Origin of the sequence: Actinomadura mexicana, assembly GCF_900188105.1 — a bacterium.
GTDB lineage: Bacteria > Actinomycetota > Actinomycetes > Streptosporangiales > Streptosporangiaceae > Spirillospora > Spirillospora mexicana.
In genome coordinates, this window is the sequence record NZ_FZNP01000003.1 from 379,361 (window position 1) to 395,117 (window position 15,757).

Annotated in this window: 12 protein-coding genes; 8 read left to right on the forward strand and 4 right to left on the reverse strand. The window is 73.2% G+C overall.

Annotation, left to right across the window (positions count from 1 at the left end):
- Positions 1-6 precede the first annotated feature (6 nt).
- From CHC11_RS10270 to CHC11_RS10305, 8 genes are all read left to right on the forward strand, one after another.
- Entirely contained in the window at positions 7-1,380 is a 1,374-nt protein-coding gene (locus tag CHC11_RS10270; RefSeq protein WP_089311402.1) for a dihydrolipoyl dehydrogenase family protein, read from the forward strand.
- Between the two features lie 30 nt (positions 1,381-1,410).
- Positions 1,411-3,396 carry a thioredoxin domain-containing protein gene (locus tag CHC11_RS10275; RefSeq protein WP_089311403.1) on the forward strand — a complete coding sequence of 662 codons (1,986 nt, stop codon included), beginning with the start codon at positions 1,411-1,413 and terminating at the stop codon, positions 3,394-3,396.
- Positions 3,397-3,605: 209 nt separating this feature from the next.
- A complete protein-coding gene (locus tag CHC11_RS10280) occupies positions 3,606-4,793 on the forward strand; it encodes a C40 family peptidase (RefSeq protein WP_089311404.1) in 1,188 nt (395 codons plus the stop codon).
- Positions 4,794-5,047: 254 nt separating this feature from the next.
- The gene (locus tag CHC11_RS10285; RefSeq protein ID WP_089311405.1) at positions 5,048-5,569 is read left to right on the forward strand and encodes a hypothetical protein; all 522 of its coding nucleotides are present in this window, start codon (positions 5,048-5,050) and stop codon (positions 5,567-5,569) included.
- Between the two features lie 138 nt (positions 5,570-5,707).
- Complete coding sequence (locus tag CHC11_RS10290; protein WP_089311406.1) at positions 5,708-6,265, forward strand: hypothetical protein; 558 nt, start codon at positions 5,708-5,710, stop codon at positions 6,263-6,265.
- Between the two features lie 155 nt (positions 6,266-6,420).
- Entirely contained in the window at positions 6,421-7,245 is an 825-nt protein-coding gene (locus tag CHC11_RS10295; protein WP_425427296.1) for an isoprenyl transferase, read from the forward strand.
- A 204-nt stretch (positions 7,246-7,449) separates the two neighbouring features.
- On the forward strand, positions 7,450-8,736 hold the full coding sequence (gene phoH2, locus CHC11_RS10300; RefSeq protein ID WP_281258304.1) for an RNA 5'-3' helicase PhoH2: 1,287 nt from the start codon (positions 7,450-7,452) through the stop codon (positions 8,734-8,736).
- Positions 8,737-9,170: 434 nt separating this feature from the next.
- Positions 9,171-10,145, forward strand: coding sequence for an aggregation-promoting factor C-terminal-like domain-containing protein (locus tag CHC11_RS10305; RefSeq protein ID WP_245919025.1), 975 nt, complete (start codon positions 9,171-9,173; stop codon positions 10,143-10,145).
- A gap of 63 nt (positions 10,146-10,208) precedes the next feature.
- On the opposite strand, the gene CHC11_RS10310 is transcribed toward CHC11_RS10305, so the two are convergent.
- The 4 genes from CHC11_RS10310 to CHC11_RS10325 all read right to left on the reverse strand — a co-directional run bounded on the left by CHC11_RS10310 (position 10,209) and on the right by CHC11_RS10325 (position 15,693).
- Entirely contained in the window at positions 10,209-11,609 is a 1,401-nt protein-coding gene (locus CHC11_RS10310; protein ID WP_089311408.1) for a class II fumarate hydratase, read from the reverse strand.
- Positions 11,610-11,695: 86 nt separating this feature from the next.
- Positions 11,696-12,958: a serine/threonine-protein kinase gene (locus tag CHC11_RS10315; protein ID WP_089311409.1), complete on the reverse strand. Its 1,263-nt coding sequence runs from the start codon at positions 12,956-12,958 to the stop codon at positions 11,696-11,698.
- A gap of 151 nt (positions 12,959-13,109) precedes the next feature.
- Entirely contained in the window at positions 13,110-14,750 is a 1,641-nt protein-coding gene (locus CHC11_RS10320; protein ID WP_089311410.1) for a fumarate hydratase, read from the reverse strand.
- 1 nt (position 14,751) lies between these two features.
- Complete coding sequence (locus CHC11_RS10325; protein WP_089311411.1) at positions 14,752-15,693, reverse strand: DMT family transporter; 942 nt, start codon at positions 15,691-15,693, stop codon at positions 14,752-14,754.
- Positions 15,694-15,757: the final 64 nt, after the last annotated feature.

The window sequence follows — 15,757 nt, forward strand, 5'->3', positions numbered from 1 at the left end:
CAGGGCATGGCTGACGAAGTCGATGTCGTGGTGATCGGTCTCGGGCCGGGGGGAGAGGAGGCCGCGGGCAGGCTCGCCGAGGCGGGCCTGTCGGTCGTCGGCGTGGAGTCGCGGCTGGTCGGCGGGGAGTGCCCCTACTACGCCTGCGTCCCCACCAAGATGATGGTGCGCGCCGCCGGGCTGATCGCCGAGGCCGGCCGCGTCCCCGGCATGGCGGGCGAGGCGTCCGTCCGGCCCGACTGGGGGCCGGTGGCCGCCCGGATCCGCGACGAGGCGACCGACGCGTGGGACGACAAGGTCGCCGCCGACCGCCTCACCGGCAGGGGCGTGCGGCTGGCGCGCGGCCAGGGCCGCATCACCGGTCCCCGCGAGGTGACCGTGGAGGGCCGGGTCTTCCAGGCCCGGCGCGGCATCGTGCTCAACACCGGCACGTCGCCCACGGCCCCGCCCGTCGACGGCCTCGCCGGCACGCCGTACTGGACGAACCGCGAAGCCGTCCAGGCGGCGGAGGCCCCCGGGTCGCTCCTCGTCCTCGGCGGCGGCGTCGTCGGCGTCGAGATGGCGCAGGTCTTCTCCCGCTTCGACAGCCGCGTCACCGTCGTCGAGGCGGCGGACCGGCTGCTCGTCAACGAGGAGCCCGAGTCCAGCGCGCTGCTGCGCGAGGTCTTCGAACGCGAGGGCATCGGCGTGCGCACCGGCGTGAACGTCACCCGCGTCGCCCACGACGGAACCGAGTTCACGGTGCACCTCGGCGACGAGGCGCTCGCCGCCGACCGCCTCCTCGTCGCGACCGGCCGCCGTCCCAACCTCGGGGGCCTCGGCCTCGGCGCCGTCGGCCTGGACGAGAGCGCCCGCCGGATCTCCGTGGACGGCCACATGCGCGCCGCCGCCGGCGTGTGGGCGATCGGCGACATCACCGGCATGGGCGCCTTCACGCACGTCTCGATGTACCAGGCGGCCGTCGCCGTCCGGGACATCCTCGGGCAGGAGGGATCGCCCGCCGCCTACCGCGCCGTGCCGCGCGTCACCTTCACCGATCCCGAGATCGCGTCCGTCGGGCTCACCGAGGCCCAGGCCCGCGACCAGAACCTCCCCGTCCGCACGGCCGTCGCGCCGATCCCCGAGTCGACCCGCGGCTGGATCCACAAGGCCGGCAACGACGGCTTCGTCAAGCTGGTCGAGGACATCGAGTGGGGCACGCTGGTCGGCGCCACCGCCGCGGGCCCGTCCGGCGGGGAGGTCCTCGGCCTCCTGGCCGTGGCCGTCCACACCGAGACCCCGACCGCCGCCCTCCGCGAGATGATCTACGCCTACCCCACCTTCCACCGCGCCGTCGAGTCCGCCCTCGCCGATCTCGCCGCGCAGGCGCGGGGGGAGTGAGGCGGCGGCCGGATCGGGCAGGATCGTTGCATGAACCGGCTCAAGGACGCGACCAGCCCGTACCTGCTCCAGCACGCCGGCAACCCGGTGGAGTGGTGGGAGTGGACCGGGGAGGCGTTCGCCGAGGCGCGGCGGCGCGACGTCCCCGTCCTGCTCTCCGTCGGATACGCCGCCTGCCACTGGTGCCACGTGATGGCGCACGAGTCCTTCGAGGACGGCGAGACGGCGCGGACGATGAACGAGCTGTTCGTGAACATCAAGGTCGACCGGGAGGAGCGCCCGGACATCGACGCCGTCTACATGGAGGCGACGCAGGCCATGACGGGCCAGGGCGGCTGGCCGATGACGGTGTTCATGACGCCGGAGGAGCATCCGTTCTACTGCGGGACGTACTTCCCGCGGGCGCAGTTCCGGGCGCTGCTGCAGGCCGTCCACAAGGCGTGGACGGAGCAGCGCGACGACGTGGCCCAGCAGGGGCAGCAGGTCGTCGAGGCCCTGACCTCGCGCGGGTCCGGCCTGGCCGGGACCGAGGCGCCCGGCGAGGCGGTGCTCGCGCATGCGGTGACGGTGCTCGCGGGCTCCTACGACGAGGTGCGCGGCGGGTTCGGCGGTGCCCCCAAGTTCCCGCCGTCGATGGCGCTGGAGTTCCTGCTGCGCCACCACGCGCGCACGGGCGGCGGGGAGTCGCTGGCGATGGCGTCCCGCACGCTGGAGGCGATGGCCCGCGGCGGGATGTACGACCAGCTCGGCGGCGGGTTCGCGCGGTACTCGGTGGATGCGCGGTGGGTCGTCCCGCACTTCGAGAAGATGCTCTACGACAACGCTCTGCTGGCCCGCGTCTACGCGCACTGGTGGCGGCTGGCGGGCACGCCGTTCGCGCGTCGGGTCGCGCTGGAGACGTGCGACTGGATGCTGCGCGACCTGAGCACCGACCACGGCGGTCTCGCCTCGGCGCTGGACGCCGACAGCGAGGGCGTCGAGGGCAAGTACTACGTGTGGACGCCCGAGCAGCTGCGGGAGGTGCTCGGGGACGAGGACGGCGCGTTCGCGGAGGCCCTGTTCGAGGTGACGGGCACGTTCGAGCACGGCACCTCCGTCCTCCAGCTTCTGAGCGACCCCGAGGACGTCGAGCGGTACGAGCGCGTGCGCACCGCGTTGCTGGCGGCGCGCGCGCAGAGGATCCCGCCTGCACGGGACGACAAGGTGGTGGCGGCGTGGAACGGGCTCGCCATCGCGGCGCTGGCCGAGTGCGGCGCGCTGTTCGACCGGCCGGATCTGGTCCGGGCGGCCGAGGAGGTCGCGCGGCTGCTGGTGGAGGTCCATCTGCGGGACGGCCGGCTGGCGCGCACGTCCAGGGACGGGACGGCCGGCGCGAACGCCGGCGTGCTGGAGGACTACGCCGACGTGGCCGAGGGGCTGCTCGCCCTGCACGCGGTCACCGGCGACCCCCGCCATGTACGGCTGGCCGGCGAGCTGCTGAACACCGTCCTCGAACGGTTCGCCGACGGGGCCGGCGGCTTCTACGACACGGCCGACGACGCCGAGCGGCTGTTCCGGCGCCCGCAGGACCCGACCGACAACGCGGCGCCGTCGGGGCAGTTCGCGGCGGCGGGGGCGCTGCTGTCGTTCGCCGCGCTGACCGGGTCGGACTGGCACCGGCAGGCGGCGCGGGACGCGCTGGCGCCGGCCGGAACGCTCGCGGACAGGCACGCGCGTTTCGCGGGCTGGGGCCTCGCGGTGGCCGAGGCCCTCGCGACGGGGCCGGTGGAGATCGCGGTGATCGGCGATCCGGACGACGCGCGCACCCGCGGGCTGCACCGGACGGCCCTCATGGCGGTCGCCCCGGGCGCGGTGGTCAGCACGGGCCCGCCGGACGCCGAGGGCGTGCCCCTTCTGGAGGGGCGGGGCCTGCTGGACGGGGAGCCCGCGGCGTACGTCTGCCGGGGGTTCGTCTGCCGGCTGCCCGTCACGACCCAGGCCGAGCTGAACCGCGAACTGCGTGGGCAATTGGACTGAGCATCCACTTTATGGCAACGTGACCTTGATCTCAGATAGCCGGGGTGTTACTACTGAGTAACTGGGACGCTCCTGACCCGACGGGGTGGAGCGGACGAGGGTGTCATAGGGCGCTCCGGGTATCTGGACGATGGCCGACCATCTGAGTCATAGTCGTGTCCGGTGCACGTCAGGAGCCGGTGCAGGGCGACCATCGAGGGAGCGTGGCAGTGGGAAAGCCGAACCGCCGGGTGCTACCGACGATCATCGGCGTCTCCGTGCTGACGACGCTCGCCGCGAACACCGCCGTCCTCGTCGCGCACGACGACGGACCGGCGCAGACGCGGCGCGGCGAGCAGCGCGCCCGGTTCGTGGCCGCGTCCGGCAGCACCGGACTGTCGCCCACGGCGGTCGCGCCGCTCGGCAAGCGGCTCACCCCGCACGTCCTCGTGGCGGCGCCGTCCACGCTCCCGGCCGACTTCGTCCAGAAGGTCCGCGGCGCCAAGGGAGTGAAGGGCGTCGAGGTCGTCGACGCCGTGCAGGGCATGGTCGCGGGCAAGCGCGTGGGGCTGATGGGCGTCGACCCGTCCACGTTCCGCAACTACACGCCGAAGCCGACCGCCAAGTCGGACGCGCTCTGGCGCAACGTGGCCTCCGGCGACGTCGCCATCTCGTTCACGATGGGCAGCGACGGCGGCGTCGAGCTCGGCAGCCAGGTGCCCGTCGGCGGAAGGCAGCACCAGTCGCAACTGCGGGTGGGCGCCTACGCGACGATGGGCATCAGCGACGTCGACGCGGTCGTCTCGCACGCCACCGCGCAGGCCCTCGGACTGCCGACCGGCAACGCGATGCTGGTCAGCGTCCCGAAGGCCGCGCCGAAGACGTTCATCAAGAAGCTGCGCAAGGCGCTGCCGAAGGGCGCCAGGGCCGTGGCGGTCAACCCGGAGATCGACTTCCCGAAGTCCGGAGACGTGCCGGCCGGTGACGTGCCGGCCGCCGACGGCCAGGTCATGACGGCCGGCCAGGTCCGGACGGTGATCAAGGCGGCCTACACTCGGCTCGGCTGGCCGTACGTGTGGGGCGGCGAGTCCGAGGCCGAGGGCGGCTACGACTGCTCCGGCCTGATGCAGTACGCGTTCGCCAGGGCGGGCATCCGGCTCCCGCGGGTCGCCGCCGACCAGGCCCGCGCCGGCTGGGTCGTCCCGTACAGCAAGGCCCGGCCGGGCGACATGCTCATCTGGGCCAACGACCCGACCGCGCCCGGCTACATCTCGCACATCGCCCTCTACCTGGGCCAGGGCAAGATGCTGGCGGCCCCGCGGACGGGCACCGTGGTGCAGGTCCAGAACGTCTACACCCGCAACATGCGCGGCGCCGTCCGTGTCAGCCCCAAGACGGCCGCCACGCTGACCCGCTGACCCGCCCGGCGCGGGCGCCGGGTCACAGCGGGCAGCCGCGGCCCGGGAACTCCAGGCCGCGGTCGACGAGATCGGGAAGCTCCTCGGTCCTCGCGCGCCCTTTCACCTCCTGGCACATACCGCCTGGAGCACGCCCATGACGGCTCAGGTGAACGTCCTCCACGTCCGGGTCGTCGGGCCGCCGTCCGGTTCGGCGGCCTCGGGCGGCACGGCGGGGCTGGCGCATTGCCCGGCAGCGCTGTAATTTTGATTACATGAATACGAGCGAAGCGGCGGAGCAGCTGCGCGGCTGGTTCACCGGACGGCTCCCCGAGGAGTGGTTCGAGGGTGCGCCCGAAGTCGTCGTCGACCGCGAGGAGGTCGCGGTCCTCGGCGCGCTGCCCGTCCCGGCCGCCGCGGCCGAGGCGTCCGGCGCCGAGCGCGCGGGCGTCGTCGCCGGGCACGTGCAGCGCTTCCGCGACGAGACGCGCGACCGGCGGATCGCCATCGCCCGGGAGGCCGAGCAGCGCTTCGGGCGCAAGGTGTCCTGGGGTGTGGAGTGCGACGGCGAGCGGGAGATGTTCACCACCCTGTCGGTGCCGGTCATGACGCGGCTGCGGCAGCCCGAGCGCCGCGTCCTGGACACGCTCGTGGACGCCGGGGTCGCCCGCAGCCGCAGCGACGCGCTCGCCTGGTGCGTCCGGCTCGTCGGCAAGAACACCGACGAGTGGCTGTCGGAGCTGCGCAGCGCCCTCCAGCACGTCGAGCGCGCCCGCGCCGCCGGCCCGCAGGCCTGACCCGGCCGGCCCGCAGGTCAGCCGGGCGAGGCCGGGACAACCATTACCCGATCACGATGGTCACCGGGTGTGATCATGGTGGCGACCTCCCCTACTGTGCCTGGAGAGCGGGCCGGACGCGGGCGGGAGGTGCACGGGATGCCGGGGCTGCGCTGCCTGGACGGATCCGACCTCGCGGTGGTCCCGGTCGCCTCGCTCGACCGCGGCGGCACCCCGTTCGAGGTCACGCTCGAACTGTGGCGCGACGGCGACTCGTTCGGGGCGGTGGGGGAGCGGTGCGGCTACTTCCTGGCCGGTCTCGCCGCCCGGGTCGCCACCGCACGGGCCGACGGGTCCCCGCAGGCGGCGCGCTGGCCCGACCCCGCCGACCGCTTCCCCGATCCCGTCCCCGGCGACACCGCCCGCGAGCCCGAGCTGTTCGCGTTCCGGTACCGCGACCGCGGCGACGTGATGAGCACCGGCGAGCTGCGGTGCTCCCTGCGCACGTCCTCGATGTGGGTCGGCCGCCAGCAGTCCGCGGCGGGACGGTGGCGGGTCGCGCGGCGCGCCGTGGTCGAGGCGTGGGGGGCGAGCGGGCGCGGCGTCCGCGCCGTCCTCACGTCGGCCGAACTGGCGCGTTTTCTCGCCGACCTGCTCGCCGAGGCGGAGCGGGCCAGAGCAGGCCATCCACCCCGCCTGGCGCGCCCCGCGCGTTAGTCTGACGTCACGGGGACGGTGGGAGAAGTGTCGCCGCCGGGCCATAATTGAGCGACTTTCCGCCAGGGTCGGTCGCTCGAAGGGAAGCCCATATGGGGGTTCGGCGTACGGGAGAGCCGCGCACCAGGATGTCGCGCGGCGCGCGGAGGGACGGCGTGCGCCGGCGCCCCGCCGAGGGCGGGCGGCTGATCTCCGCCATCCGGCGAAGCGGCCCGTACGCGGCCGTCCGCGACGCCGTCTACCGGATGTACGAGCGGCGCGTCGAGGCCGAGCTGCCCACCGACGTCACCCCCCGGCACGTCGGCGTGATCCTGGACGGCAACCGGCGTTGGGCCAGGTCGATGGGGCTGGCCGACGTCAACTCCGGGCACCAGCGCGGCGCCCAGAAGATCTCCGAGCTGCTCCAGTGGAGCGCCGAGGCCGGGGTCGAGCACGTCACGCTGTGGCTGCTGTCGACCGACAACCTCAACCGTCCCGCCGACCAGCTGGAACCGCTGCTGGCGATCATCGAGAACACCGTCCGCAAGCTCGCCGACGACGGCTGGCACGTCAAGCCCGTCGGCGCCCTCGACCTGCTGCCCGATAAGACGGCCCGCGTCCTGAAAGATGCCGGAGAGGCCACATCGAGCGCACCCGGCCTGATTGTGAACGTCGCGGTTGGGTATGGAGGTAGACGTGAGATCGCTGATGCGGTGCGCTCACTGCTCATCGAGCAGGCGAGTCGTGGCACCAGCATCGAGGAACTCGCCGAGATCCTCGACGTGGAGCACATCGCGGAGCATCTCTACACGCGCGGCCAGCCGGATCCGGACCTGGTCATCCGCACCTCGGGGGAGCAGCGTCTCTCCGGCTTCATGCTCTGGCAGAGCGCCCACTCGGAGTTCTACTTCTGCGAAGTCCATTGGCCGGACTTCCGCAAGGTGGACTTCCTCCGGGCCATCCGCTCCTACGCCGCGCGGCACCGGCGCTACGGTACCTGACCGTCCTCCTCGGACCACCGCCCCTGCGCGGGCGGACCTGCGCGCCACCGGCAGTTCCCCCATATCCAGGGAGATCGAGTGGCCACAACCTCCGCGCGCCGTCCCGGCACGTCCGGGAACCCTTCCGGGATTTCCGTCCCGGAGACCTCTGGAGACCTCGGGGGCGCCGCCCCCGGCAGGGAACCGGACCGGCGCACGTACGTCCTGGACACCAGCGTCCTGCTCGCCGATCCGGGGGCGATGACCCGGTTCGCCGAGCACGAGGTCGTACTCCCCATCGTCGTCATCTCCGAACTGGAGGCCAAGCGGCACCACCCCGAGCTCGGCTACTTCGCCCGGCAGGCCCTGCGCACGCTGGACGACCTGCGCCTGCGGCACGGGCGGCTGGACGAGCCCGTCTCGGTCGAGGGGCCGCTCGGCGACCAGGGCGGAACGCTCCGCGTCGAGCTGAACCACGCCGACCCGAGCGTCCTGCCGGACGGGTTCCGGCTCGGCGACAACGACACCCGGATCCTGTCGGTGGCCGCGTGGCTGGCCCGCGAGGGCCGCGACGTCGTGCTGGTCTCCAAGGACCTGCCGATGCGGGTGAAGGCGTCCGCGGTGGGGCTCGCCGCCGAGGAGTACCGCGCCGAACTGGCCGTCGTGGAGTCCGGCTGGACCGGGATGCGCGAGCTGGAGGTGACCGCCGGAGCCGTCGAGGAGCTGTACGAGGCGGGGAGCGCGGACCTGGAGGAGGCGCGGGACCTGCCGTGCCACACGGGGCTGCGGCTGCTGTCGGAGCGCGGCTCGGCGCTCGGCCGTGTCCAGCCGGACAAGTCGGTGCGGCTGGTGCGCGGCGACCGCGAGGTGTTCGGGCTGCGCGGCCGGTCCGCGGAGCAGCGGATCGCGCTGGACCTGCTGATGGACGAGGACGTCGGCATCGTCTCGCTCGGCGGGCGGGCCGGCACCGGCAAGTCGGCGCTGGCCCTGTGCGCGGGGCTGGAGGCCGTGCTGGAGCGGCGGCGGCACCGCAAGGTCGTGGTGTTCCGCCCCCTGTACGCGGTCGGCGGCCAGGAGCTCGGGTACCTGCCGGGCTCGGAGAACGAGAAGATGTCGCCGTGGGCGCAGGCGGTCTACGACACCCTCTCGGCGGTGACGACGCCGGAGGTCGTCGACGAGGTGGTGGACCGTGACATGTTGGAGGTCCTGCCGCTCACGCACATCCGGGGCCGGTCGCTGCACGACGCGTTCGTGATCGTGGACGAGGCGCAGTCGCTGGAGCGCGGCGTGCTGCTCACCGTCCTGTCGCGGATCGGCGCCGGGTCGCGGGTGGTGCTGACCCACGACGTGGCGCAGCGCGACAACCTGCGCGTCGGCAGGCACGACGGCGTCGCGGCCGTGGTGGAGCGCCTGAAGGGCCACCCGCTCTTCGCGCACGTGACGCTGACCAGGTCGGAGCGCTCGCCGATCGCGGCGCTCGTGACGGACATGCTCGGCGACGTCGGGGTCTGACCCGGACGAAGGACCCCGGCGGACCGTGACGGCCGCCGGGGTCCTCGTGTCTCAGAACGCCGGTTCTGATTCCTACGGTGTGTGATCGCTAAACCTCGCAGGGTAGGAATGTGGCGAAGGTCACACTTGCTGCGGCGTGGGGGGAGAACCGCAGGTCCATCCGGGTTTTCGGCACCCGCTCGGCCGGGTTGACAACCGGTCCATCGGCCGCATTCATCTCGTTTCGGTTGCGAAGCAGCCCTCGGCCTGGGGCATTGTGTCTCCCCGTAAGCACCCCCAGTGCGGTGCCGGCCCGGAGCGCGCCCCCCTGACGCGCGCGACGTGCGGGGCGCCGTCCCGAGTCCGAGGCCGCCGGAGCAACGGCGGCAGGCCGGACCGGGGTGGAAACAGTTCGTACGCGTGTCCATGCGCGTGCGACCGTCGGAAGGACCGCCTTGTTCGGAGACCGTCCCGGGTCCCCTAGGCGAGACGAACGACAGAGCTCCGACCCCCGGCAGCCGCTGACCGCCGCGGCCCCCGTCCCGGCGCAGTCGCCCGGCCCCTCCGCGGAGGGGCTCGAGGCGCCGCACGAGGACGACGTGCGCGTCGCCGGCACCGGCCCCCGCGCGGGCGTCCCCGCGGGGGACACGCTCGGACTCCAGGCCCTCCAGGAGCCGCTGCGCACCGGCGTCTCCACCGGCGGCCCCGGCGACGAGATCTCCTCCGGGCCGGGCGGACCCCGCCCGGCCGGCCGCAAGGGCGGTTCCGGCGGGCGCAACGGCGTGCGGATCGCGGTGGTCGCCGCGGGCGCCGCCGTCCTGCTCGGCGGCGGCGCGGTCGCCGCGTTCGCGCTGACCGGCGGCTCCGGCGACGAGGGCACGCAGACCGTCAAGCCCACCGAGCAGGTCGCCGACGCCGCCGCGCCGCCGAAGATCGACCCGAAGGTGCTGGAGCAGCAGCGCAAGAGGCTGGCGCTCGACCGGGCCTCCCGCGCGGCGCGCGAGGACGCCGGCAAGAAGGGCCCCTCCCTGCTTCCCAAGGGCAAGCCGATCCCGACCAAGACGCCGGAGAAGAAGAAGACCGGTGGCGGCAGCGGCGGCGGCCCGACGGGCGACCCGGTTCCGGCCGGCGAGGCGCAGGCGATCGCCAAGCGGCTGCTGCCGAGCTACGGCTTCAGCGGCAGCGGCCAGTTCGGCTGCCTGGTGAACCTGTGGAACAAGGAGAGCCACTGGAACGCCCACGCGGCCAACCCCTCCTCGGGCGCGTACGGCATTCCGCAGGCCCTGCCCGGCTCGAAGATGGCCAGCGCCGGACCCGACTGGCAGAACAACGCCACCACCCAGATCAAGTGGGGGCTCGGCTACATCAAGAACCGCTACGGCACGCCGTGCGGCGCGTGGTCGCACTCGCAGTCCGTCGGCTGGTACTGACCTGTCCGGCGCGTCCCGGACGCCCTGCGCGGCGTCTGGGACGCGCGACGGGCACCGCCCGCCTCAGCGGCGGGCCGCGCCGGTCATCCGCAGCACGTCCAGCGCCTCGTCCAGCTGCTCGACGGTCAGCCTTCCCTCCTCGACGTAGCCGCGCTCCAGCACGACCTCGCGGATCGTCCGGCGCTCCCGGAGCGCCTGCTTGGCGACCTTCGCGGCCTCCTCGTACCCGATGTAGCGGTTCAGCGGCGTCACGATCGCCGGTGAGGACTCGGCGTACTCGCGCATCCGCTCCTCGTCGGCCTCGACGCCGTCCACGCAGCGGTCGGCCAGCAGCCGGGACGCGTTCGCCAGCAGGGTGATCGACTCCAGCACGTTGCGGGCCAGCATCGGCAGCATCACGTTCAGCTCGAAGCTGCCGGACGCGCCGCCGAACGCGACCGCCGCGTCGTTGCCGATGACCTGCGCGGCGACCTGCGCCACCGCCTCGGGGATCACCGGGTTCACCTTCCCGGGCATGATCGACGAGCCCGGTTGCAGGTCGGGCAGCCGGATCTCGGCGAGCCCGGCGCGCGGCCCCGACCCCATCCAGCGCAGATCGTTGGCGATCTTGTTGAGGCTCACCGCGACGGTGCGCAGCGCGCCGCTGGCCTCCACCAGGCCGTCCCGCGCGCCCTGCGCCTCGAAGTGGTCGCGGGCCTCGGTGAGCGGCAGCCCGGTGGCCCGCGCGATCTCCGCGATGACGCGGGCGGCGAAGCCCTCCGGGGTGTTGATGCCGGTGCCGACCGCCGTCCCGCCGAGCGGGAGCTCCGCCAGCCTCGGCAGGACCGCCTCCAGCCGCTCCGCGCCGAGCCGGGCCTGCGCGGCGTACCCGCCGAACTCCTGCCCGAGCGTCACGGGCGTCGCGTCCATCAGGTGGGTGCGGCCGGACTTGACGACGGTCGCGAACTCCTCGGCCTTGCGGGCCAGCGCGGCCTCCAGATGCCGCAGCGCGGGGATCAGCTCGTGCACGACGGCCCCGGTCGCCGCGATGTGGATGGAGGACGGGAACACGTCGTTGGACGACTGGGAGGCGTTCACGTGGTCGTTGGGATGGACGGGGCGGCCGAGCCGCTCCTGCGCCAGCGTCGCCACGACCTCGTTGGCGTTCATGTTGGACGACGTCCCCGAGCCGGTCTGGAACACGTCGATCGGGAACTGGTCGTCCCACCGCCCGCCGGCGACCTCGCGGGCGGCCTCGGCGACGGCGGCGGCGATGTCCTCGTCGAGGACCCCAAGCTCGGCGTTGACGACCGCCGCGGCGGCCTTGATCTGGCCGAGCGCGGCGATGTGCGCGGCCTCCAGCGTCCGTCCCGAGATCGGGAAGTTCTCCACCGCGCGCTGCGTCTGGGCCCGCCACTTGGCCGCGGCCGGCACCCGGACCTCGCCCATCGAGTCGTGCTCGACCCGGAACCCCTGCTCGCCCATGGAAACGCCTCCCACTCGACTTCGGCGGCCGCCGTCGTCCATGGCAGCCCGGTCGGTGGGTCACGCATTCCCGCGTGAGGCGCGGATCACTCCTTGTTCAGCGTGTAGTTCTGCCGCTCGCCCGGCTTGCCCGCCGGCTTCTGCCGCCCGTTCACCCAGACGTCGCAGGCGGACGCGTCGTAGACGACCGCGTTGATGCGCGGCTGGTCGTACTGGCGCGCCTCGCCCATGTGCAGCGTCTCGTCGCTGAGCACGGTCATCGCGGCCCCCGGCACCGACACGAAGATCTTGCAGGAGTCGCTGCGGGCGCGGACGACCAGCGTGTTGGTCGCGGCGCCGGGCGGCGCGGCGGCCTGGGTGGCTCTGGCCGGGCCGGACGCGGTGGCGGTGGGGGAGGGGCCGGGGCTCTCCCGCATCATGCCGACGATGAGGGCGGTGGCGCCGATGCCGCAGGAGGCGACGGTCGCGCCGATGAGCCCGATCACGACCATCAGCCGGTAGCGGGGGGTGGGCGCGCGGCGCCCCGAGCGCGGGCCCGTCAAAGCCCGTTCGAGCCGGTCGACCGCGCGGGCGTGGCTGAGCCGCCGGGTCGGGTTCTTCTCCAGCAGCCCGGTGATGACGGGCGCGAGCGCGCCGGCGTTCTGCGGGGCGGGGGTCGACTCGTTGGCCAGCGCCGACAGCGTCGCCATGACGTTCTCGCGCTCGAACGGCGGGCGGCCCTCCAGCGCCGCGTACAGCGTCGCGCCGAGCGACCACAGGTCGGACCGCGGGGTGGCCTTCTCCCCGGCGGCGACCTCGGGGGCCACGTACGCGGGCGACCCCATGAAGTGGCCCGTCTTGGTGAGGCTCGCCGAACCCGAGGAGAAGGCGAGCCCGAAGTCGGTGAGGACGACGCGGTCGCCGTCCAGCAGCACGTTGCTCGGCTTCAGGTCGCGGTGCACGATCCCGGCCTTGTGCGCGGTGTTGAGGGCGTCCAGCAGGGCGCGGCCGATGTGCGCGACGCGCTCGGGCGGCAGCGGGCCCGAGCGCTCGATGAGCTGTTCGAGGCTGGGCGCCTCGATCATCTCCATCACGATCCAGGGACGGCCCTGCTCGATGACCACGTCGTAGACCTCGACGATGGAGTGCGTGCGCAGCTGCGCGGGCGCGCGCGCCTCCCGGAGGGTACGGCGGTAGAAGACCACCCGGTCGTCCTCGGCGAGGTTGTCGGGGACACGCAGTTCCTTGATCGCGACAGCGCGGTCGAGGAGCTCGTCGTGCCCTCTCCACACGGTGCCGTTGGCACCCTGACCTATCTCCGAGACCAGCCGGTAGCGCGTCGCTAGCACGAGGCGCTCTGACTGTGACATGGCGGAAAAGATACCGGAGTAGCCAGCCGGTCATCGGGGAGACTTCATCACCAACGCGAATTTTGGCCCAATACTGTGACCTACCGCTAAGAAACCCTCGGGGACCGCTTCGCGGCGGCCCCCGCCGAGGGCCGCCGGGAGCTGCGGAAAGTCAGCGCCTGCCGATGCTGAGGACGGGCCCGGTGGTGTCGGCGAAGAAGTCCTCGCCCTTGTCGTCCACCACGACGAACGCCGGGAAGTCCTCGACCTCGATCTTCCAGACGGCCTCCATGCCGAGCTCCGGGTACTCCAGGACCTCGACCTTCTTGATGCAGTCCTGCGCGAGCCGCGCCGCCGGGCCGCCGATCGAGCCGAGGTAGAAGCCGCCGTGCTCCTTGCAGGCGTCGGTGACCTGCTTGGACCGGTTGCCCTTGGCCAGCATGACCAGGGAGCCGCCCGCGGCCTGGAACTGCTCGACGTAGGAGTCCATCCGGCCGGCGGTGGTCGGTCCGAACGAGCCCGACGCGTAGCCGTCGGGCGTCTTGGCCGGGCCCGCGTAGTAGACGGCGTGGTCGCGCAGGTACCGCGGCATCGGCTCGCCCGCGTCCAGCCGCTCCTTGATCTTGGCGTGCGCGATGTCGCGCGCCACGACGAGCGGGCCCGTCAGCGACAGCCGCGTCCTGACCGGGTACCGGGTCAGCTCGGCGCGGATCTCGGCCATCGGGCGGTTCAGGTCGATCGCGACGACGTCGTCGTCCAGGTGCTCGTCGGTGGTGTCGGGCAGGTACCGGGCGGGGTCGGTCTCCAGCCGCTCCAGGAACACGCCCTCCGCGGTGATCTTGGCGAGGGCCTGCCGGTCGGCGCTGCACGACACCGCGATCGCGACCGGGCAGGACGCGCCGTGCCGCGGCAGCCGGATCACCCGCACGTCGTGGCAGAAGTACTTGCCGCCGAACTGCGCCCCGATGCCGAGCCTCTGCGTCAGCTCGAACACCTGGAGCTCCAGCTCCAGGTCGCGGAACCCGTGCCCGAGCGGCGAGCCCTCGGCGGGCATCGCGTCCAGGTAGTGGGCGGAGGCGTACTTGGCGGTCTTCAGCGCGTACTCGGCGGATGTGCCGCCCACGACGATCGCCAGGTGGTACGGCGGGCACGCGGCCGTGCCGAGCGAGCGGATCTTCTCCTCCAGGAAGGACATCATCCGCCTGGGGTTCAGGACGGCCTTGGTCTCCTGGTAGAGGAACGACTTGTTGGCGCTGCCGCCGCCCTTGGCCATGAACAGGAACTTGTAGGCGTCGCCGGGCGTCGCGTACAGCTCGATCTGCGCGGGCAGGTTGGAGCCGGTGTTCTTCTCGTCCCACATCGTCACCGGCGCCATCTGCGAGTAGCGCAGGTTCAGCTTCGTGTAGGCGTCGTACACCCCGCGCGAGATGTGCCTCTCGTCGTCGCCGTCCGTCAGGACGTGCTGGCCGCGCTTGCCCATGACGATCGCGGTGCCGGTGTCCTGGCACATCGGCAGGACGCCGCCGGACGCGATGCCCGCGTTCTTCAGCAGGTCCAGTGCGACGAACCGGTCGTTCGGGGACGCCTCGGGGTCGTCCAGGATCCGGCGGAGCTGCGCTAGGTGCGCCGGGCGCAGCAGGTGGGCGATGTCGCGCATGGCGGTCTCGGTGAGCAGCCGCAGAGCCTCCGGCTCGACCTGCAGGAACGTCCGCCCGTTCGCTTCGAACGTCGAGACCCCGGCGGAGGTGAGGAGCCGGTAGTCGGTCTCGTCCGGGCCGAGCGGAAGCAGGTCGGTGTAGGAGAACTCAGGCATCTCAGGCAGATCCTCGCGCGATTCCGATGGGGGCCGCCTCACAGGTTACGGGCTCGGCGGGCGCGGGCTCACGGGGGGCGACCCGGGCGCGCAGGCCCACCACGACGCCCGCGGCGACCAGCGCGGCGCCCGCCAGATCGGCCGGTTCCGGCCGGTCGATGCCGAGCGCGAGGGTCGTGACCACCGCGCTGACCGGGATCAGGCCCGCGCACAGCCCGGCGCGGTCGGCCCCGAGCCGTCCGATGGCGTCGTACCAGAGCAGGAACGCGATCGTGGTGACGACGATCGACAGGTAGGCGAAGCCGGCCAGCTCGCCGGGCGTCGGGACGCGCAGCAGCGCCGTCCCGTCCGCGACGAGGCCGACCGCCAGCAGCATCGGGACGGCCAGCGCGGCGGAGTAGGCCGAGACCCGCAGCGGGCCGAGGCGCGGCAGCAGCGGCACGGCCAGCAGCGAGAAGCCCACCTCCCCGGCGAGGGCGCCGAGCGAGAGCAGCAGCCCGCGCCCGCCGCCGCTGCCGAGGCCGTTCGCGAGCGCCGCGCCCGCCGCCACCACGCAGGCCGCCGCGATGATCGCCGGGGCCGGGCGGCGGCCGTCCATCAGCGGCCCGACCACCGCCAGCACGATCGGGACCGTCGCGATCACCGTGCCGATGGTGGCCGGGCTCGTGTCCCGGGTGGCCAGCACGATGCAGACGTTGAACGCGACCAGCCCCGTCCCCGCCAGCGCCGCCAGCAGCAGCCAGTCCCGCGCGGAGGGCCGGCGCGCGGGCCCTCCGGTGAGGCGGGCCACGGCCAGCAGGACCAGCGCGGCGACGGCGTACCGGGCGGCCTGGCCGCCGAAGACGGGATAGTCGGAGATGGTCGCCGAGACGGCGGTCAGCGTGCCGACGAGGGACATCGCGGCCCCGGCGCCCGCCATGCCGCGCTTGTGGGAGGTGTTCATGGACCGAACGCTAGGGCGCGGTTGGTCCATCAGACAGAGCCAATCAATGCACCAGAAGGGGGGC